The 19,372-nt window shown below is 70.4% G+C and carries 19 protein-coding genes; 10 read left to right on the top strand and 9 right to left on the bottom strand.

Going from position 1 to position 19,372, the window contains the following annotated elements; genetic code table 11:
- Nucleotides 1-131: 131 nt before the first annotated feature.
- Nucleotides 132-902, bottom strand: a complete 771-nt coding sequence (locus JMO03_RS12555; RefSeq protein ID WP_202843804.1) for a polysaccharide deacetylase family protein — start codon at nt 900-902, stop codon at nt 132-134.
- A 99-nt stretch (nt 903-1,001) separates the two neighbouring features.
- On the opposite strand from JMO03_RS12555, the gene grxD reads away from it, so the two are divergent.
- Nucleotides 1,002-1,928 carry a Grx4 family monothiol glutaredoxin gene (grxD, locus tag JMO03_RS12550; protein WP_202843802.1) on the top strand — a complete coding sequence of 309 codons (927 nt, stop codon included), beginning with the start codon at nt 1,002-1,004 and terminating at the stop codon, nt 1,926-1,928.
- 166 nt (nt 1,929-2,094) lie between these two features.
- Here grxD and JMO03_RS12545 read toward each other — a convergent pair whose 3' ends face one another.
- The 3 genes from JMO03_RS12545 to JMO03_RS12535 form a co-directional block, all read right to left on the bottom strand.
- On the bottom strand, nt 2,095-2,631 hold the full coding sequence (locus JMO03_RS12545) for a DUF924 family protein (RefSeq protein ID WP_202843884.1): 537 nt from the start codon (nt 2,629-2,631) through the stop codon (nt 2,095-2,097).
- Nucleotides 2,632-2,855: 224 nt separating this feature from the next.
- Nucleotides 2,856-3,266 carry a GFA family protein gene (locus JMO03_RS12540; RefSeq protein WP_337926413.1) on the bottom strand — a complete coding sequence of 137 codons (411 nt, stop codon included), beginning with the start codon at nt 3,264-3,266 and terminating at the stop codon, nt 2,856-2,858.
- A 39-nt stretch (nt 3,267-3,305) separates the two neighbouring features.
- Nucleotides 3,306-4,082, bottom strand: coding sequence for an AMP nucleosidase (locus tag JMO03_RS12535; protein ID WP_202843796.1), 777 nt, complete (start codon nt 4,080-4,082; stop codon nt 3,306-3,308).
- A gap of 106 nt (nt 4,083-4,188) precedes the next feature.
- On the opposite strand from JMO03_RS12535, the gene JMO03_RS12530 reads away from it, so the two are divergent.
- The 5 genes from JMO03_RS12530 (at nt 4,189) to JMO03_RS12510 (ending at nt 9,062) form a co-directional block, all read left to right on the top strand.
- Nucleotides 4,189-5,574, top strand: coding sequence for an amidohydrolase (locus JMO03_RS12530; protein WP_202843792.1), 1,386 nt, complete (start codon nt 4,189-4,191; stop codon nt 5,572-5,574).
- On the top strand, nt 5,571-6,875 hold the full coding sequence (locus JMO03_RS12525) for an amidohydrolase family protein (protein WP_202843790.1): 1,305 nt from the start codon (nt 5,571-5,573) through the stop codon (nt 6,873-6,875). Before JMO03_RS12530 ends, JMO03_RS12525 begins: the two co-directional genes overlap by 4 nt.
- A gap of 159 nt (nt 6,876-7,034) precedes the next feature.
- Nucleotides 7,035-7,976, top strand: coding sequence for a DegV family protein (locus tag JMO03_RS12520; protein WP_202843788.1), 942 nt, complete (start codon nt 7,035-7,037; stop codon nt 7,974-7,976).
- A 59-nt stretch (nt 7,977-8,035) separates the two neighbouring features.
- Nucleotides 8,036-8,377, top strand: a complete 342-nt coding sequence (locus JMO03_RS12515) for a hypothetical protein (RefSeq protein ID WP_202843786.1) — start codon at nt 8,036-8,038, stop codon at nt 8,375-8,377.
- Between the two features lie 10 nt (nt 8,378-8,387).
- Entirely contained in the window at nt 8,388-9,062 is a 675-nt protein-coding gene (locus tag JMO03_RS12510) for an adenine nucleotide alpha hydrolase (protein WP_202843784.1), read from the top strand.
- Here JMO03_RS12510 and JMO03_RS12505 read toward each other — a convergent pair.
- Entirely contained in the window at nt 9,049-9,882 is an 834-nt protein-coding gene (locus tag JMO03_RS12505; RefSeq protein ID WP_202843782.1) for an NAD(P)H-dependent oxidoreductase, read from the bottom strand. The two genes, JMO03_RS12510 and JMO03_RS12505, sit on opposite strands and share 14 nt — an antisense overlap.
- An 84-nt stretch (nt 9,883-9,966) precedes the next feature.
- Here JMO03_RS12505 and JMO03_RS12500 point away from each other — a divergent pair, with 84 nt between their 5' ends.
- Nucleotides 9,967-10,860, top strand: coding sequence for a LysR family transcriptional regulator (locus JMO03_RS12500; RefSeq protein WP_202843780.1), 894 nt, complete (start codon nt 9,967-9,969; stop codon nt 10,858-10,860).
- Between the two features lie 40 nt (nt 10,861-10,900).
- Here JMO03_RS12500 and JMO03_RS12495 read toward each other — a convergent pair whose 3' ends face one another.
- The 4 genes from JMO03_RS12495 to frmR all read right to left on the bottom strand — a co-directional run bounded on the left by JMO03_RS12495 (nt 10,901) and on the right by frmR (nt 15,149).
- Complete coding sequence (locus JMO03_RS12495) at nt 10,901-12,694, bottom strand: methyl-accepting chemotaxis protein (RefSeq protein WP_202843778.1); 1,794 nt, start codon at nt 12,692-12,694, stop codon at nt 10,901-10,903.
- Between the two features lie 101 nt (nt 12,695-12,795).
- Nucleotides 12,796-13,632, bottom strand: coding sequence for an S-formylglutathione hydrolase (gene fghA, locus JMO03_RS12490; protein WP_202843777.1), 837 nt, complete (start codon nt 13,630-13,632; stop codon nt 12,796-12,798).
- A 111-nt stretch (nt 13,633-13,743) separates the two neighbouring features.
- Nucleotides 13,744-14,853 (bottom strand): S-(hydroxymethyl)glutathione dehydrogenase/class III alcohol dehydrogenase, encoded by a 1,110-nt coding sequence (locus tag JMO03_RS12485; protein ID WP_202843775.1) that lies wholly within the window; start codon nt 14,851-14,853, stop codon nt 13,744-13,746.
- A gap of 20 nt (nt 14,854-14,873) precedes the next feature.
- Nucleotides 14,874-15,149 (bottom strand): formaldehyde-responsive transcriptional repressor FrmR, encoded by a 276-nt coding sequence (gene frmR / locus JMO03_RS12480; RefSeq protein WP_202843773.1) that lies wholly within the window; start codon nt 15,147-15,149, stop codon nt 14,874-14,876.
- Between the two features lie 177 nt (nt 15,150-15,326).
- On the opposite strand from frmR, the gene JMO03_RS12475 reads away from it, so the two are divergent.
- The 3 genes from JMO03_RS12475 (at nt 15,327) to JMO03_RS12465 (ending at nt 19,368) form a co-directional block, all read left to right on the top strand.
- On the top strand, nt 15,327-16,577 hold the full coding sequence (locus JMO03_RS12475; RefSeq protein ID WP_202843771.1) for a hypothetical protein: 1,251 nt from the start codon (nt 15,327-15,329) through the stop codon (nt 16,575-16,577).
- A gap of 23 nt (nt 16,578-16,600) precedes the next feature.
- The gene (locus tag JMO03_RS12470) at nt 16,601-17,476 is read left to right on the top strand and encodes a DUF2272 domain-containing protein (protein WP_202843770.1); all 876 of its coding nucleotides are present in this window, start codon (nt 16,601-16,603) and stop codon (nt 17,474-17,476) included.
- Between the two features lie 353 nt (nt 17,477-17,829).
- Entirely contained in the window at nt 17,830-19,368 is a 1,539-nt protein-coding gene (locus JMO03_RS12465) for a DUF1120 domain-containing protein (RefSeq protein ID WP_202843769.1), read from the top strand.
- Nucleotides 19,369-19,372 lie beyond the last annotated feature (4 nt).

Raw genomic sequence — 19,372 nt, 5'->3', positions numbered from 1 at the left:
TCGCCCGCTGCCGCGGTCGCGCCTGAAGGCGCTCCTACACCGGATCCCGACCGTAGGAGCGGCTTCAGCCGCGACCTGCGGTGCCGACGAGACGCCGTGGTTGCCGAGGCATTCGCGCCTGAAGGGCGCTCCTACATGTCGGGCAGCACGGCCCGGTAGCCGCGTGCGTCCAGCCGCTGCAGCAGCTGCGCGAGCATCTCCACATTGCGCCCATGCGCCGCGCCCTCGTGCAGCAACACGATCGCGCCGGGCGCGAGATCGCGTTCGATCTTGCCGAGCACGCGTTCGACATCGCCGTCGAGCGCATCGAACCCACGCGCGCTCCAGCCCACGCGCGCCAGGCCGGCCTCGTGCAGCGGCACCGACACGAACGGATTGGCATGCCCCACCACGGCGCGGAACCAGCGCGGCGCAGCGCCCGTGATCGCCGCCAGCGCCTGCTGGCAGCCTTCGATCTCGACGCGCATCCGCCGCGGGCCCAGCGCCCAGAACCGCGCCTGCGGATGGGTCAGGCTGTGGTTGCCGATGCCATGGCCGCGCGCGACGATCTCGCCCACCAGGTCGGGCCGCGCCGCGGCGCGTTCGCCGACCAGGAAGAAGGTGGCCTTCGCGCCATGCGCATCGAGCAGGTCGAGGATCGCCGCAGTGTCGCCGGAGGGACCGTCGTCGATCGTCAGCCAGACGCGCCGCTCGGCGGTGGGCAGCCGCGACAGCACCGGCCCGTACAACGCCACGTTGGGCGCCAGCACGCCCCACAGGCAGACCGCGTGCGAGGCGAGCATCAGCGTCAGCCCCACCGGCCAGCCCCAGCGCCACCACGCCCAGGCCACCAGCAACTGCGAGAGCAGCAGCAGGGGCAGCCAGGCATGCGGGTGGCGCGGCGGGCGGTGCGGGATATTCATGCGCGGATGATGCCACCCTGCGCCCCATGCAACGCCGTGTTGCGGCCGCCTCCCGCGCGATCGCGTTACCATGGTCGGCCCCGCGCCAAGGATTCCGCCATGTCCCTCGACCCCGCCGTGCGCGCCCGCATCGATGCGCTGCTGCAGGCCAACCGCGCCGTGCTGTTCATGAAGGGCGATCCGTCCGCGCCGCAGTGCGGTTTCTCGGCCAAGGCGGTGTCGGCGCTGGAATCGCTGGGCGCGGAATTCACCCACGTGAACGTGCTGGCCGATCCCGAGATCCGCGAGGGCATCAAGGCCTACGGCGACTGGCCGACGATCCCGCAGCTGTACGTCGACGGCGACCTTGTCGGCGGCAGCGACATCATCGGGCAGATGGTCAACAGCGGCGAGCTGCACACCGCGCTCGGCCTGCCGGCGCCGGACCGCACGCCGCCGTCGATCACGATCACCCCGGCCGCGCTGCAGATGCTGCGCCAGGCGATCGACGATGCCGGTGGCGAAGTCGCGGTGCAGGTGGACATCGACCGCGCGTTCCGCACCCGCCTCAACCTCGCCCCGGCCGATGCCGACGCCGTGGCCGTCGACGTCGAGGGCGTGCGCGTGCAGTTCGACCTTGCCGGCGCGCGCCGCGCGGACGGGTTGACCATCGACTTCGCCGACGACATGCGCGGCAAGGGCCTGGTGATCGACAACCCGAACGCGCCCAGGCCGGTGTCGCGGATCTCCCCGGCGGAGGCCGACGCGAAGATCCGCGCCGGTGAGCTGCTGCTGGTCGACGTGCGTCCGCCGGAAGAGCGCGCGATCGCCTCGGTCCCGGTGCCGTTCCGCACCTTCGACGACGGCCGCGCCGCGATCGAGGCCTTGCCCAAGGACACTGCGATCGCCTTCCTGTGCCACGGCGGCACCCGTAGCGGCCACGCCGCCGAGGAGTTCCAGGCGCTGGGCTTCCGCAGCGTGCACAACGTCGAGGGCGGGATCGTGGCGTGGTCGCGCACAGTGGATGCTTCGATCCCGGAGTATTGATCGCCGTGCGGACAGGTCGCGCCTGAAGGCGCTCCTACGGAGGCGGGAATTCGCGCCTGAAGGCGCCCCCGCGCAATCTCGACCGTAGGAGCGGCTTCAGCCGCGACCCACACCCTCATCTCGTGCCCATCGAAACCGCATGCGGTTTCGCCAAGGGCGCTGCGCCTCAGAACCCGCCGCCCTCATCCAGCCAGGCCTGTTCCTCCGGCGTGTTGGTCCGGCCCAGCACGCGATTGCGGTGCGGAAAGCGGCCGAAGCGCTCGATGACCTCCAGGTGCGCACGCGCGTACTTCGCGTAGCCGGCGTCGCCCAGCGCATCGAACAGCGCGACCGCGCGGTGCTGGTCGCCGAGCGCTTCGGAATGCTCGAACGGCATGTAGACGAAGGCGCGCAGCCCGGCATCGACCTGGGCATCGAGCCCGGCGTCGACCGTGCGGCGGGCGTAGTGCAGCGCCAGCGGATCGGTCGCGAACGCGTGCGCACTGCCGCGGAACACGTTGCGCGGGATCTGGTCGAGCAGGATCAGCAGCGCCAGCGCGCCGTCGCCGCTGTCCATCCAGTCCTCGTGCTCGCGCCGCGCGGCGGCGAAGTGCGCGTCGAGGAAGCGTTCTCGGCACTGCCCGTCGAACGCCCCGCCACCGTTGAACCACCTGTCGTAACCGGCTTCGCGCCAGAAGCCGATGACCTGCCGGATGTCGTTCATATCGTCCATGCGGTGATGATAGCGGCGACCGGCGGGATACGCGCCACGGCGTTCCGGGGCGTGCGACGATCTCCGGGGGGCAATCCCCGGGGGCGCTTCGCTTGCCCGGGCTACGTGTCCGGGTCGGAGGCGTAGCCCGGATAAGGCCGCAGGCCGCATTCGGGACAGTGCCTGGAGCGCCGACGTCCGATCCCCGGGTGCGCTTCGCTTACCCGGGCTACGGGTTACAGGAACGTCTGCTCGGCCGCCGATGGCGGATTCGACCAGTCGTCGTGGCGCCCATCCAGGAATCGTACCGGAGACGCCGCCAGCAACGCGTCGTCGACTCCGTCCAGGCATGCCAGCTGCACCGAGACGAAGGGCCCGCCCGTCTCGGGTACGTCGCTGCGATAGTACGGTCTTACCCCGCAAGTGCTGCAGAACGGCCAATGCACCACGCCGTTGCGCGTGTAGTCGGTCGTCGCCCCCGGGTTCCCCAGCGGGCGGAACGCGTCGGGCCGGACCCGGACGGACCAACTGCGGGCCTTGCGGCACATCGAGCAGTTGCACTTGCAGCCACCCTCGGCCAGGTCGAGGTCGACCTCGAACGCCACGGCGCCGCAATGGCAGCTGCCCCGATAGGTCTGGATCGCCACTCTCGTTCTCCTCGGAATTTCGGGCAGGACACGCGCAGGCTATTCGTCGAACCGCAGGTGCCGGACCGACTTGCCGTGGCGGCGGATCAGGCGCAAGGCCTCGATCCCGATCTGGATGTGGCGCTCGACGAACTCGGCGCTGACGTGCGCGTCCGAAGCCTCGGTCTTGACCCCTTCCGGGACCATCGGCTGGTCGCTCACCAGCAGCAGCGCGCCCGACGGGATGCGGTTGGCGAAGCCGGCTGCGAAGATGGTCGCGGTCTCCATGTCGATCGCCATGCAGCGCATCGCGCGCAGCCGCTTCTTGAACGCATCGTCGTGTTCCCACACCCGGCGGTTGGTGGTGAACACGGTGCCGGTCCAGTAGTCGTGGCCGAGGTCGCGGATCATGGTCGAGACCGCGCGCTGCAGCGCGAACGCCGGCAGCGCCGGCACCTCGGGCGGCAGATAGTCGTTGGAGGTGCCCTCGCCGCGGATCGCCGCGATCGGCAGCACCAGGTCGCCGAGCTGGTTCTTGCGCTTGAGGCCACCGGCCTTGCCCAGGAACAGCACCGCCCTGGGCGCGATCGCCGAGAGCAGGTCCATCATGGTCGCCGCGTTCGGGCTGCCCATGCCGAAGTTGATCATGGTGATGCCGTCGGAGGTGGCGCTCGGCATCGGCCGGTCGATGCCCACCACCTGCGCGCCGGTGAGCCGGCTGAAATGCCCGAGGTAGCCGCCGAAATTGGTCAGCAGGATGTGTTCGCCGAAGCCGTCGAGCGGCACGCCGGTGTAGCGCGGCAGCCAGTTGCCGACGATGTCCTGCTTGTCTTTCATGCCCGCCTCCTTTTTTGCGGCATTCTGTCACGCACCATGACCTTTGGCGGCTTGGCGCGCAGCGCGCGAGCCGCTACCGTCGGCCGATTCTCCCGGGGACCCCAGCATGATCCGACCCTTGACCGCCGCGCTGTGCGTGGCCCTGTTCGCCGGCTGCGCCACCACCGCGTCGAACGACGCGCCGTCGCCATCCGCCGAGGCACGGCCCGGCTCCGGCCAGGAAGCCTACGCCAGCACCTATCGCCCGATCGCGGCCCCGCCGGTGCTGATCGCCGGCGCGACCGTACTGACCGGCGACGGTCGCCGCCTCGAGGGCGCGGACGTGCTGATGCAGGACGGCCGGATCGCAGCGGTCGGCAGCGGGTTGACGGCGGGCGCCGATGCGGTGCGCGTGGACGGCCGCGGCAAGTGGGTGACGCCGGGCCTGATCGACGTGCACTCGCACCTGGGCGTGTATCCCAGCCCCGGCGCCAGCGCGCACAGCGACGGCAACGAGTCCACCGCGCCGGTCACCGCCCAGGTCTGGGCGGAACACTCGGTATGGCCGCAGGATCCGGGTTTCGGCGCCGCGCTCGCCGGCGGCGTCACCGCGCTGCAGATCCTGCCCGGCTCGGCCAACCTGGTGGGCGGGCGCGGCGTGACCCTGAAGAACGTCGCCGCCACCACCGCCCAGGGCATGAAGTTCCCCGGCGCCCCGCACGGGCTGAAGATGGCCTGCGGCGAGAATCCCAAGCGCGTGTACGGCCAGAAGGGCGGCCCGGCGACCCGCATGGGCAACGTCGCCGGTTACCGCGCGGCCTTCATCGACGCCCAGGACTATGCGCGCAAGCGCGGCAAGGACGCCGCGACCAAGCGCGATCTCAAGCTGGAGACCCTGGCTGGGGCGATGGACGGCGACATCCTCGTCCACATCCACTGCTACCGCGCCGACGAGATGGCGCAGATGCTGGACCTGGCGAAGGAGTTCGACTTCAAGGTCGCCGCCTTCCACCACGGCGTAGAGGCCTACAAATTGGCCGACCGGCTGGCGGCCGACGGCGTGTGCGGCGCGCTGTGGGCCGACTGGTGGGGCTTCAAGATGGAGGCCTTCGACGGCATCCAGGAGAACATCGCCCTGGTTGACCGCCCCGCGAACGGCTGCGCGATCGTGCATTCGGATTCGGACGAGGGCATCCAGCGGCTCAACCAGGAGGCGGCGAAGGTGATGGCGAACGCGCGCCGGGCGGGCATCGAGATCGCGCCCGAGCGCGCGATCCGCTGGATCACGCAGAACGCGGCGAAGTCGCTGGGCATACTCGACCGCACCGGCACGCTGGACGTCGGCAAGATGGCCGACGTGGTGCTGTGGAACGGCGATCCGTTCACCGTGTACGCGCATGCCGAGCAGGTGTACGTCGACGGCGCGCGCCTGTACGACCGCGCCGATCCGTCGCTCAGGCCGACCACGGACTTCATGCTCGGCCAGTCCGCCGCGCAGGGAGGTGTGCGATGAACCGCCTCGCCGTGCTGTTCGCGCTGCCGCTGGCCTGCGCGATCGCCGCGCCGGCCGCATCCGCCCAGGACGTGCTGATCCGCAACGCCACCGTCCATACCGCGACCGAACGCGGCACCCTGCAGGGCACAGACGTGCTGGTGCAGGGCGGGCGCATCGCCGCGATCGGCAGCGGCCTGGCCGCGGGCTCGGCGCAGGTGGTCGATGCCGGCGGTCAGCCGCTGACGCCGGCGTTGTTCGGCGGCATCACCGGCATCGGCATCGAGGAAGTCTCGGGCGAGGCGTCGACGCGGGATGCGTCGCTGGCACTGGGCGAGAACGCCAAGGACATGACGGTCCGGCCCGAGTTCGACGTCACCCTGGCCTACAACCCCGAATCGATCCTGCTGCCGGTCGCGCGGGTGGAAGGCATCGGCTTCACCCTGCTCAGCGCCGGCAGCACGGCCGGCGGCTCGATCATCGGCGGCCAGGGCGCGGTGGTGCGCCTGGACGGCAGCCCGGACCCGGCCGGGCCGAAGCTGCTGTTCGTCTCGCTCGGCGCCGGCGCGTCGAACCTCAGCGGTTCCTCGCGCGCAGGGCAGTGGATGCTGCTCGACCAGATGGTCGACGAGGCCCGCGGGCGCCTGTCCGGCGACTCCGGTTTCGCGCTGCTGACGCCGGCCGGTCGGGCCACGCTCAAGCGCTACCTGGATGGCGATGGCCGCATCGTGGTCGAGATCGACCGCGCCGCGGACATCCGCCAGCTGTTGCGCTGGTCGCGCAGGCACTCGCTGAAGATCGCCATTTCCGGTGGCGCCGAGGCGTGGAAGCTCGCCTCCGAGCTCGCCGCCGCGGACGTGCCGGTGTTCGTCGATCCGCTGGTCAACCTGCCGGGGAATTTCGACCGCCTCGGCGCCACCCTGGAAAACGCGGCGCGGTTGCGCGCGGCGGGCGTGCAGGTGGGCTTCACCCAGTCTGGCGATGCCTCGCACAACGCGCGCAAGGTGCGCCAGCTGGCCGGCAACGCGGTCGCCAACGGCCTGCCCTGGGAAGACGGGCTGGCCGGACTGACCCGGGTACCGGCGCAGGCGTTCGGCGTCGGCGACCGGCTCGGCACGATCGCGGTGGGCCGCAGCGCCGACCTGGTGCTGTGGACCGGCGACCCGCTCGATGTCGCCCACACCGCGCGCCAGGTCTGGCTGGGCGGCCGCGCGATCCCGATGCGCTCGCGCCAGACCGAACTGCGCGACCGCTACCTGCGCCCGGAGCCCTCGGCCGAAGGCGGCGCCCTGCCGCGCGCGTATCCCGCCAGGGTCGACTGAGAACGCGCCGCCCCGACCGGCGGCACGAATCCTCGGGAGCCCCTCCCCTCGCGGCGCGGGGCCGGTCCGTCGGCGCCACCGGGCTTTCTCCGTCCTTCAGGCCACCCCTGCGACAATCGCGCGCAGGCAGGGTGGCCGTGGCCGGCCGTGGGAGGACGCATGCGCATCGGTATCGTGGTCGACTCGGCGTGCGACCTGCCGCCCGGTTTTCTGGCCTCGAACGACATCGAGATCCTGCCGATCTCGGTCCGGATCGGCGACGAGTTGCGGGTCGACTATCGCGACGAGGCCGACACCCTCGCCTTCCTGCATTCGCACATCGCCGAACGCGGCGCCAGCGCCGAGACCATTCCCTTCGGCGTCGAGCAGATCCGCGACCTGTTCCTGCAGCGCCTGGTGGTCGACTACGACCACGTGTTCTGCATCACCGTGACGAAGACGCGCAGCCAGATCTTCGAGAACGCGCAGCAGGCCAGCTATGCCATCCTCAACGACTACAGGCCGGTGCGTGCGGCCGCCGGCCACAACACCCCGTTCGCGCTGCGCGTGATCGATACCCAGAACCTGTTCTCGGCGCAGGGCGTGCTGCCGGTGGAGGCGGTGCGCCTGCGCGCGGCCGGCGACGGCCCCGGCCGCATCCGCGCGCGCCTGGAAAACCTCGCGCTGCACACCTACGGCTACCTGGTGCCGCGCGACCTGTACTACATCCGCAATCGCGCCCGGCACAAGGGCGACCGCAGCGTCAGCCTGTTCAGCGCCGCGCTCGGCACCGCGCTCGACATCAAGCCGGTGCTGCGCGGCTGGCGCGGCGACACCGGGCCGGTGGCGAAGCTCAAGGGCTTCGATCCGGCGGTGCGGGCGCTGTTCGAGTTCGCCGCGCGGCGCGTGTCGGCCGGATTGCTGACGCCCACGCTGTGCCTGTGCTACGGCGGCGAGCTGGACGAGATGCGCGCGATGCCGGGCTACGAGGCGCTGCGCGCAGCCTGCACAGACCGCAACATCGAGGTCTTCGAGAGCGTGATGAGCCTGACCGGCATGGTCAACGTCGGCAAGGGCGCGGTGTGCGTCGGCTTCGCCGCGGATCCGCACGAGTTCGGCTGACACGCGGCGTCGACACCGCCGGCTGCTAGCCTGCAGCCTTCCCATCGCAACGAGACGCCATGGCCATCCGCTACCACATCCGCCTGCCCGAACCCGACAAGCTCGGCGCCAACGGCGAATTCGCGTTCCGCTCGAAGGGCGCGGAAGGGCTGGCGGAGGAACTGCAGGCCGCCCTGCGCAGCGATGCGCTGTTCCAGCGCTGGCGCGCGACGCAGGAGGATCCGGATGCGGTGGATCCGGCGCTGGGGGCGGTCGACCCGGCGACGCGGGTGCACGGCGAACAGCACGACCTGCACATCGACCTGACCGTCGAGACCGCGATCGCGGGCAGTGTCTTCAAGCAGCGCATGCGCCTGCTCGCCGGCAGCGCCTGGGAGCTGCGCAACGTCACCGCAGGCTGAGGCCGGCGTCGTGCGTGCGCAGGCGCTGCTCGCCTGGAGCGGCGGCAAGGACGCGGCCTGGAGCCTGCACGTGCTGGGCCGGGGCGGCGACGTGGAGGTGGTGGGGCTGTTGAGCACGGTCACGCGCGAGGATGGCCGCGCCTCGATGCAGGGGATCCGCCGCGAGGTGTTGCACGCGCAGGCAAGCGCGGCGGGGCTGCCGCTGCTCGAGGCGATGATTCCCGCCGCCTGCGACAACACCGTCTACGAAGCTGCGATGGCGGGGGCATTGGAGGAAGCACAGGCGCGCTGGCCGACCCTGCGCAGCATCGCCTTCGGCGACCTGTTCCTCGGGGACATCCGTGCCTATCGCGAACAGGCCTGCGCGCGCGTGGGCTGGCAGCCGCTGTTCCCGCTGTTCGACCGCGACACCGCCGAGCTCGCGCGCGAGATGATCGCAGGGGGCCTGCGCGCGACGTTGTGCTGCGTGGATACGCGGCAGCTCGATGCCGGCTTCGCCGGGCGCGAATTCGACCTGGCGCTGCTCGATGCGCTGCCGGCGGGCATCGATCCCTGCGGCGAGAACGGCGAGTTCCACACCTGCGTCCGCGACGGGCCGATGTTCGCCGCACCGATCGCGCTGCTCCGCGGCGACACCGTGCTGCGCGACGGGCGCTTCGCCTGTACCGACTTCAGCTTGACGTAGGGCGCGACGGACCCGCGCCGCAGGCGCCGGATGAATCCGCCGCCTGCGCGACGTGTATCGAGAACCCGACCCGATCGACGGCGAGATCGGGGCGCAGCGTCATGTCCGGAATGCGGTAGTCGCCCGCGTTCTGCGGCCGGAACGGGATCGGCGCGGTCTTCCCCAGGTCGTCGAGGCGTCGACCAAGCGCATCACGGACGGCCGCGAATCCTGCTTCGTCGATCCGCCCTGTCCGATAGACCACGAACGGAGGCAGCACGTCGAAGCCGGGGTAGTACAGGATCCCGTGCTGGATGGGAAACAGCAGATCGTCCATCGGCCCGTTGATGCCGCGCGGACCGTAATGGGATTCCCAACCTCCGGCGGTGACGACCAGCATCGCCCGCTTTCCTGCCAGCGTGCCTTCGCCGTAGCGGTCGCCCCAGCGCCGGTCGGAATGCTCGCCCACGCCGTAGCCGAAGCCGTACGCGTAAACGCGTTCCACCCAGCCCTTCAGGATCGCCGGCATCGAGAACCACCACATCGGGAACTGCAGGATCACCGCATCGGCCCAGCGCAGCTTGTCCTGCTCGAGTTCGATGTCCCTGCTCTGGGTGCCGTGCTCGAACGCATGTCTGGAATCGAGTTCGGGGTGGAAACGCGCCCCGGCCTGCCTGTCCGTGCTGTCGTCGGCGTCCAGCACCGCCTTCCAGTTCATCGCGTACAGGTCCGACAGCTGGACGGCGTGCCCGGCATCGCGCAGGCGTTCGATCGAGAAATCCCGCAACGCGCCGTTCAACGACCCGGGTTCGGGATGCGCATGGACCAGGAGAACATTCATGGGGGTGCCCGCTCTTGGAGAGCCGGCAAGGTAGGCAACCACCCGGTATATTGGAAATGAATTTCCAGTATTCCAGGTATTGCGATGAATGATCTCCGGCGGCTGGACCTCAACCTGCTGGTGACGCTCGACACCTTGCTCGCAGAGCACAACGTGACGCGGGCGGCGCAACGCCTGAATCTCTCCCAGCCTTCGGTCAGCGTGCACCTGGCCAAGCTGCGCGATGCGCTCGGGGACCCGCTGCTGTTGCCGGGGCCTCGTGGCATGCAACCCACCGCCAGGGCCGACGCGTTGCGCGAGCCGTTGCGGCAGGCGCTCGATGCGCTCGGGCGCGCTGTCGCGCCCGCCCATCCCTTCGATCCGGCCGGGGCGCTCCATACCTGGCGCATTGCGGCGACCGACTACGGCGAATCGACGATCGTGCTGCCGGCCTTGCGCGGACTGCGTTCCGCCGCGCCGGGCAGCCGCCTGGCGGTGCTCGAGCTGGTGCCGCCGCGGATCGCCAGGCAGGCCGAACAGGGCGAGATCGATCTGGCCTTCGATACCAGCGAGGGCGCTGCGCCGGGCCTGCGCCGTCGCGCGCTGTTCCGCGAGCGCTATGTGCTGGCGGGCCGCGTCGGCCACCCGCGCCTGAAGAGACGGCCGACGCCTGCGCAGTTCAGCAAGCTCGAACACGTCGTCGTGTCGCCCGATGGCGGTGGATTTCGCGGCGTCACCGATGAGGCGCTGTCGCAGGCGGGTCTGGCGCGCCGGGTCGTGCTCTCGGTTCCGCACTTCCTGTTCGTCATCTCGGCCCTGGTCGACACCGACCTCGTGGCGATGCTGCCTTCGCGCCTGGTTCGCGACCACCCCGGGCTGCGGGTCGTCGAGCCGCCGGTGGCCGTCCCCGGATTCGAGATGGCCATGCTCTGGCACGAGCGCCGCCATCGCGATCCCGCCCATCGCTGGCTACGCGAGCACATCGCCGGTTCGGTGTGACCGTGCGGGCCGGGCGACGCGTGCTCGCCCCCCGCGGCCGTCAGTCCAGCGTGTAGCCCACGCGAAAGCCGCCCCAGTGGCGCCCGCCGACGAACACCGGCACCGACAGGTCGAACATGATCTGCCCGGTGTCTCGGCGATACACCTGCAGCCGGTAGGGATCGGTATGCGCGCCGACGCTGCGGCCGACGCGGTCGGTGAAGATGCGCTTGGTGCGGTTGCCGACCAGGTCGCGCGCGGGGTCGCCGGTCAGCGGCTGGCAGAAGCGGTCGTTGTGGGTGGGCACGTAACCGTCGGGATTGGCGCTGATCGCGAACACGATCCAGGGATGCGCAGCGGCCACCGCTTCCTGCAGCGGCGGCAACAGCTCGTCGCAGAGTTCGTCGAACGCGGTTTCGTACTTTGCCGGCTCCACGCCTGCGATCGGCACGTAGTCGCGCGAGAACAGCGCCTCGTCCTCGATCCAGCCCTCGGCCAGCGCATCGGCGAAGGTGGCGCCGATCGCGGCGGAGGCGTCGCGCGCGAGCTCCAGCACGCGCGCATGGCGGGGCTCGCGCAGCGGATCGGGCGGCAGCCGGAACAGTCCGACGCAGTCGTTCAGCGCGCCGGCGCCGGCGCCGAGCGCCTCGCTGCGTTCGGCGACTTTGGCGGCATGTTCGAGGTTGCTGCGGCCGAGCTCGGCGACGCGTCCGACCGCGCGGTCGATGTCGGCGATCGCCACGCCCTGCTCGGCGATGCCGCCGGCGACGGTCTCGATCGCCGTGCTGGCGCGGCCCAGCAGGTCGCCGATGCCGCCCAGGACCTGCTCGGTCCGGCGCGCGGATGCGGCGCCTTCGCCAAGGGCGTCGCTGTTCTCGCCGATGATCCGGCGGACGTCGCGTGCGGCCTCGGCGGCGCGTTCGGCCAGGCGCCGGATCTCGGTCGCGACCACCGCGAAGCCGCGCCCCGCCGGGCCGGCGTGCGCGGCCTCGATGCTGGCGTTGATCGACAGGATGTTGGTCTGGAACGCCACCATGTCGATGACTTCGATGACGTCGTTGGCGCGCATGGAACTGAGCTGCACCGCGGCCATGGCCTCGGCCAGCGCATGCGCCGCGGCCGCGCCCTCGCGCGCGCTGTCGTCGGCGCTGGCCGCCACCGAGGTCACCGCGCGCAGGTCGCCGCCGATGCGGTCGAGCACCGTGAGCAGGCCGCGCGTGGACGCCACCACCGTCTCCAGCGCGTCGACCTGGGCCTGCGACTGGCGGACGAGTTCGTCGTTCTCGGCGACCACGTGCGGGACGTCGGCGGCCACCTGCATCGACAGGCCGACGGCCTGGCGGATCGCCTCGGCGAGGTTGCCGAAACCGGCCGCGAGCCGGCGTGCTTCCGGGCGCCCGGCATCTTCCGCATCCAGGGCCAGGTCGAGCTCGCAGGCGGCGAGGCGGTCGCCAACCCGGGCCAGCAGTTGCGCGGCAGGGGCCTCGTCGCCACCGGCTGTCGGGATCGCGGCGGCGAGCGCCGAACGCTCGCGCCATAGCGCCGCGGTTTCGGCGTCGGGCAGCGACAGCAGCCAGCCGCCGCCGTCGCGATCGTGCTGGTAGCACACCCGACGCGCCGGATCGGCGCCCGGCGCCACCCAGACGCCCTCTTCGCCGGACAGGTCCTCCGGCACCAGGCCCCAGACACAGTGGCAGGACAGCGCGTCGAGGTCCACGCCGGTGAGGTCGAGCAGGTCGACGGCGACGCGGTTGAGGGCCTGCACGCGTCCGTCGCGGTCGAGACGGATCAGCGCCACGGGCGCGTCGGGCAACGCCGGCAGGCAGGTGGCTGCACGATCCTCGAACGCTGGCATGTCCCCTCCGGAGGTTGCACCCTGTCGGTAACGGCCGCCGGCCGCCGGGGTTGAGGGCTGCCCGGCCAGGCGAACGGGCGGGACGCGCCCGGCGCGGCCCGTCAGGCCTGCAGCGCGCCCGCGTGATGGGCCAGGTGCTCGCCGATGAAGCTGGCGATGAAGTAGTAGCTGTGGTCGTAGCCCGGGCGCATGCGCAGGGTGAGCGGGTGCCCGGCGGTCTCGGCGGCGGCCTGCAGCAGTTGCGGGCGCAGCTGCGTGTCGAGGAATTCGTCGCCGCCGCCCTGGTCGACCAGCAGCGGCAGCTTCTCCGGCGCCGACTTCACCAGTTCGGTGGCGTCGTACGCCTTCCATGCCTCGCGATCGGGGCCGAGGTAGGCGCCGAACGCCTTCTCGCCCCAGGGCACGTTCGTGGGCGCGACGATCGGCGAGAACGCCGAGACGCTGCGGTAGCGGCCCGGGTTGCGCAACGCGACGACCAGGGCGCCATGCCCGCCCATCGAATGACCGCTGATCGCGCGCCGGTCGTCGACCGGGAATCCCGCCTCGACCAGCGCCGGCAGTTCGTCGACGACGTAGTCGTACATGCGGTAGTGGCGCGCCCAGGGCTGCGCGGTCGCGTTGAGGTAGAAGCCGGCGCCCTTGCCCAGGTCGTAACCGTCGGCGTCCGGCACGTCGTCGCCACGCGGGCTGGTGTCGGGCGCGACCAGGATCACGCCGTGCTCGGCCGCATACCGCTGCGCGCCGGCCTTGGTGATGAAGTTCTGCTCGGTGCAGGTCAGGCCCGAGAGCCAGTACAGCACCGGCAGCCGCGCGCCGGGCCCGCCCGCCTGTGGCGGCAGATACACGGCGAAGTCCATGCTGCAGCCGAGCACTTGCGATTGGTGCCGGTACACGTCCTGCCAGCCGCCGAAGCAGGCGCGGTGTTCGATGCGTTCCATGGGATCCGGGAATGGGGAATGGGGAATGGGGAGTATCTGGGCGGGAGTCGAAGGATCAGGACGGGAGAATCGTCAGTTACGGGCGATTCCCGATTCCCGATTCCCGCCCTTTCAGTAATGCACCACCGACCGGATCGACTTCCCGTCGTGCATCAGGTCGAAAGCACTGTTTATCTCGTCGAGCGGCATGGTATGGGTCACGAACGGCGCCAGTTCGATCTCGCCGCGCATCGCGTCCTCGACCATGCCGGGCAGCTGCGAACGCCCCTTCACGCCGCCGAACGCGGTGCCCATCCACTTGCGCCCGGTCACCAGTTGGAACGGGCGCGTGCTGATCTCCTGGCCGGCACCCGCGACGCCGATGATCACGCTCTGGCCCCAGCCCCGGTGCGCGCACTCCAGCGCCGCGCGCATCACGTTGACGTTGCCGATGCATTCGAATGAATGGTCGACGCCCCAGCCGGTCATCTCGACGATGACCTGCTGGATCGGCTGGTCGAAGTCCTTCGGGTTCACGCAATCGGTGGCGCCGAACTGCCTGGCCATGTCGAACTTCGACGGGTTGGTGTCGATGGCGATGATGCGCCCCGCCTTCGCCTGTCGCGCACCCTGGATCACCGCCAGGCCGATCCCGCCCAACCCGAACACCGCGACCGAATCGCCCGGCTGCACATTGGCGGTGTTGTGCACCGCGCCAATCCCGGTGGTGACGCCGCAGCCGAGCAGGCAGACCTGCTCCGGGTTCGCGCCGGGATTGATCTTCGCCAGCGAGACCTCTGCGACCACCGTGTACTCGCTGAAGGTCGAGCAGCCCATGTAGTGGTACAGCGGCTGGCCCTCGTAGGAAAAGCGCGAGCTGCCGTCGGGCATCACGCCCTTGCCCTGGGTGGCGCGCACCGACGTGCACAGGTTGGTCTTGCCGCTGGTGCAGAACAGGCACTGGCCGCACTCGGCGGTGTACAACGGGATCACGTGGTCGCCCGGCGCCACGCTGGTCACGCCCTCGCCCACCTCGACCACCACGCCCGCGCCCTCGTGCCCCAGCACCACCGGGAACAGGCCCTCCGGATCCTCGCCCGAGAGCGTGAACGCATCGGTGTGGCAGACGCCGGTATGGGTGATCCGCACCAGGACCTCGCCGGCCCGCGGCGGTGCGACGTCGATCTCGACGATCTTCAGCGGTTCGCCTGCGGCGAAGGCGACTGCAGCGCGTGATTTCATGAGGTTTCCTCCGGCATTGCTTACTTGAGATAGGAACGCACCAGCGCGACGGCGGCATCGATGCCGGCCTCGTGCTGTGTCGAGGTCCTGGCCGGCTGCGCGAATTCCTCGCGCAGGTGGCTTTCCAATACTTCCGACATCAGCCCGTTGACCGCGCCGCGCACCGCGGCAAGCTGCTGCAGCACCGGCGCGCAATCGGCCCCCGCCTCGAGCGCGCGTTCGAGCGCATCGAGCTGGCCGCGGATGCGCCGCACCCGCGCCAGCGCCTTCTTCTTGTCGTCGGGCGAATGCGGCACCGCGCCAGGACCTGTATCGGATACTGCCGGGGAGTATACGCGCCGTGTCGGCCAGCGGCCGTTTGCGGCGCGCCATGGGCAAGCGGCGCGAATCGCGGCCTGGACGAGGGTGCGTGTCCTGTCCGCGGGCCCTTCCGCGCATACCCCCGCATCCACCCGATGCACAGGACCCGTCCCATGCCCGCCTACCGCCGCACCCTGCCGCTCGCCGCGGCCATTCTGCTGGTCGTCGTTCCCGCCAGCGCGCAGAAGTCCGCCGTCGAAACCCAGGTCTGGATCGATGTCGCCACCCACTCGATGGCGGGCATGCCCGACCTCGGCATGCTGGGCGGACTCGCCGGTCGGATGCTGGGCGACCGGGACGTGCCGCAGGGTTACCCGCGCTCGCGCGGCCTGCCCGCCACGACCGGCAAGGTCCTCGACATCGCGATGCACAACTCGCTGCGGCCCGGCGTTGCGGCCGAACAGTTCGTGCCGGCCGGGCTGCAGGTCGGACGCTCGCTGCCGCTGGTGCCGCCGCTCGCCCCGCCCGGCCGCGACACGCCTGAGCCGGTGACGGTCGAGGACATGGAAGTGACGGTGCGCCAGTACTGGGGCTGCGGCGCGACGATCCGGCCCGGCCAGCCGAAGACGATCACCCTCCGGATCAGGCGTGGCCAGCTGGAAACCAGCGGCAGCATCGCGCCCAACCTGTTCGTGCCCGACCGCGACATCGACGTGGACCCGCGCTACGCGCTGTGGCCGAACATGAAGAATTCGAAGCGCGTGTCGGACCGATCGTCGATGGTCGGACAGCACCGCATCAGCGGCGATGGCGTGCCCGAGTCGCTGCAGTTCGACCTCGGCCCGGCCGCCGACTTCATGCCGCGCATCGCGCTGGAGACGCAGGGCGGACTGGCGGACGCGATCCAGCTCGGCTGGCAACCGGTGGACCGCGCGCGCGCCTACTTCGTCAACGGCATGGCGATGCAGGACGAGCGCAATTTCGTGGTGTGGAGCAGTGCCGAGGTCGCCGGTGCCGGGCAGGATCTGGTCAACTACCTCACCGGGTCGTACATCGATCGCTGGCTGGGGCAGAAGGTGCTGCTGCCGGCCAGCACCACACGCTGCACGATCCCGCAGGGCATCTTCAAGTCCACGCGCGCGGACGGTGAAGGCATGGCCTCGGTGAACATGATCGCCTACGGCCCCGAAACCAACATCACCTGGCCGCCGAGGCCGGCCGATCCGAAGGCGCCGTGGGATCCGGAGTGGAACGTGCGCGTGCGCACCAAGTCCACGACCATGGCGATGCTGGGCGTGGACATGGGCGACATGGGTGGCATGGACGGCATGCCGAACGAGACGGACGAGACGTCCGACGAACCGCCGACGGAAGAAGAGGGCAAGGGCAGGAAACTGCTCCGCGGATTGTTGCGCAGCTTCTGATCCGCGCCATCGACGGAACTTCCATGAGCCCGTTTCCCCGCATCGTTTCGACCCTCCTGCTGCTGGCGACCACGGCCCTGGCGACCGCTGCGCCCGCATCCGCCCGCGCCGCCGATCCGTGCCCGCAACTGCGCGCGCAAGCCGATGCGCGCGACGTGGCCACACGCATCGCCGCGATCGCCTGCCAGGAAAACCATGCCTGGTTCCGCGCGTTCATCGACGCGGACGGGCGCGCGGGCGGACTGGCCGTCTACGAAGCGGAGAACGACGTGCTCGCAGATGGCACGCCGGCCTGGCGGAAGGTCGCCGGCTACTGGAACGGCAGCGGCCTACCCGGCAGTTGCACCGCAGCGTCGTCCGCCTGCCGCAACTTCGTGGTCGATACGCCGTGGTCGGCGGCGTTCGTGTCTTGGGTGATGCGGCGTGCCGGCGTGCCGGGCTTCGCCGCGTCCGCGCGCCATTTCGACTACGTGCGCGCGGCCTGGCGGGAGGCGGGAGGCAGCCCCTACCGGATGGCCGCCCCGCACGCGGACGCGCCGGACGTCGGCGACCTGCTGTGCTACGTGCGCGCCAACGCGCACAGGCTCGGCCACGGCGGCCTGGTCGAACGGCTGGACGCGGGCGCGGGCCTCGCGATGCACTGCGACATCGTGGTCGCGGCCGAGGCCGGCGGCATGGCCTGGCTGGTGGGCGGCAACGTGCAGCAGGCGGTCACGTTGCGGATGTTGCGGCTCGACGCGCAGGGACGCTTCGCCGACCTGCCCCTGCGCGACGCGGCCGATCCGCCCTGCAGTCCCGATGCGCCGGCGCAATGCAACCTCAACCGTCAGGACTGGGCCGCGCTGCTGAAGCTGCGGCGGTCCGCGCCCGACTCGCTGCTGGCCGCGCGCTCGCCTTGAGCCGCCCTCGCGGCGCGCGCCGGACGATCGACATGACACACCGTCCAGGCTCGATCGCCGCATCGACGCGTGCGGTGGAGCCGGCAGGGTGAGCGCCGGCCCCGATGCGCGTCCAGGCCGGCGGCATCCACAGCAGGCCCCGTGCGTTCGCGCGGAAGTCCGGGAAGCAAATGTGCAACGTTGACTCGATTGGAGGATCGCGAGAGATGAAGACGAATCGACCGGGATCGATTCCGCCGCCGCGCGGCGTTCGCCACTTCGCATCGAGCCTGCTCCTCGGCATGCTCGCGGCGGCCTGTTCGCCATCGCAGCCGCAGGGGACGACGGGACGCGCGGACAATCGCGCTTCGCTCATGCCTTCGCACGCGCAGATCGAGACGTTCCGTGTCGAGGATGCTGAGCCGGCGTTGCGCAGCGTCGCGCCGTTCGACTACCTGGTGCACTACCGCCTGATGGAGGCCACCGGGATGGTGGACGCGCTGGGCGGCGCCGCCAGGGCCCTGGCGGCACTGAAGGCCCTCGGCGAACAGTACGAGCGCAGGATGCGGAGTGCGGAGATTCCGAGGCTGGTCCCGGCCGCCTTCGACGGCACAGGCCTCGACAGCGGTTTCGTCGGTCAGGGCATGGGCAGCTTCGCCGGGTTTCTGACCGGCGGCATGTTGACCGGCGTGGTGCAGGAGATGTCCGACGAGAAGCTGGCCGAGATCGCGAAGGAAGGGCCGCTGAAGATCGGCGACGAGAGCAACGGCATCCAGCTGACGTTCGACGAAAACGGCTCGACCGACCAGGAGATCACGTTCGATAGCAAGGTCGCCGAAGGATTGAGCGGCAGGATGAAGATCAGGATCCACGTGGACGCCTGTCCGGATGCGGAAGGCAAGCTCACCGTGAAGCTCGACGTGGATTCGCAGATGTCCGTGGACGGCAAACCCGGCGTGGGCGGGCACGTGCGCAGCGAATTCACGCTGGAGCGCTTCCTCGACGACGACGCGCAGCTGATGAAGGACAACGGCGCTGCCGCCGCGATGACCCTGTCGGCCAGCGGCAGCACATCGGGCAAGCAGCAATCCTTCGACCTGAGGATGGGTTACGGCCGCGAAAGGAACAGTGGCTACGAGGATTTCAGCAAGGAACGCGGCTTCGACATCTTCCACATGGACGAAGTACGGCATGCAGCCGGCCTGGCCGAACAGTCGTTCGTCTTCCAGCAACTGGTCGCGGAACTGATGCTGCGCGGCTCCAGCCACGGCAGCCCCTGGGAAAGCGGGCGCTGTGTGGAGCTGAAGATCACCAGCAGCCCGGGCAAGCGCAAGGGCATCCGCCCGAACACCGCGTTCGACCTCGAGGCGATGCCGCGCGCGAAGTCGGACGGCGCACCCGCGGGCGGCAGCGTGACCGCCACGCTCAGCGGTGGCGCAAGCCTGCAACCGGCAGGCGGCAAGGTGGCGGCGGACGCGAAATACGCCTACGCCGGCCCCGACAAGGCGGACGAGGACGCCAGCATCGCGTTCGAAGCGCGCAGCAAGCGTGGCGTGGGGCGTGCGACCCTGGAATTCGATACCCGGCGCAAGCGCGCCTACACGGCGTCGGGCGGCCTGGATGCCTTCTTCGGCACGGGCACGATCTGCGACCTCGGCGCCACCTTCACCATCAGCGGCGGCGGCAACACCGTGACCTTCATCCCGTCCAGCGAGGAGGGGGGCAAGTACACCTACCAGGGCAACATGGGCGGCATCGGCGTGTACGGCCACGGCACCTACACCGCATCGGCCGACGACCAGGGCGGACGCATCGTCGGCACCGGCAACGGCTGCGTGAAGACGCCGATGGGGACGCACTGCGCCAATGGGACCGAACACTACACGCTGGTGCCGACCACGCCCTGCGAGTAGTCCA

Source organism: Luteimonas saliphila, assembly GCF_016774335.1.
Taxonomy (GTDB): Bacteria; Pseudomonadota; Gammaproteobacteria; order Xanthomonadales; family Xanthomonadaceae; genus Luteimonas; species Luteimonas saliphila.
The sequence above is the reverse complement of the archived record's forward strand: the minus strand, read 5'-3'. Positions and strand labels throughout refer to the sequence as shown.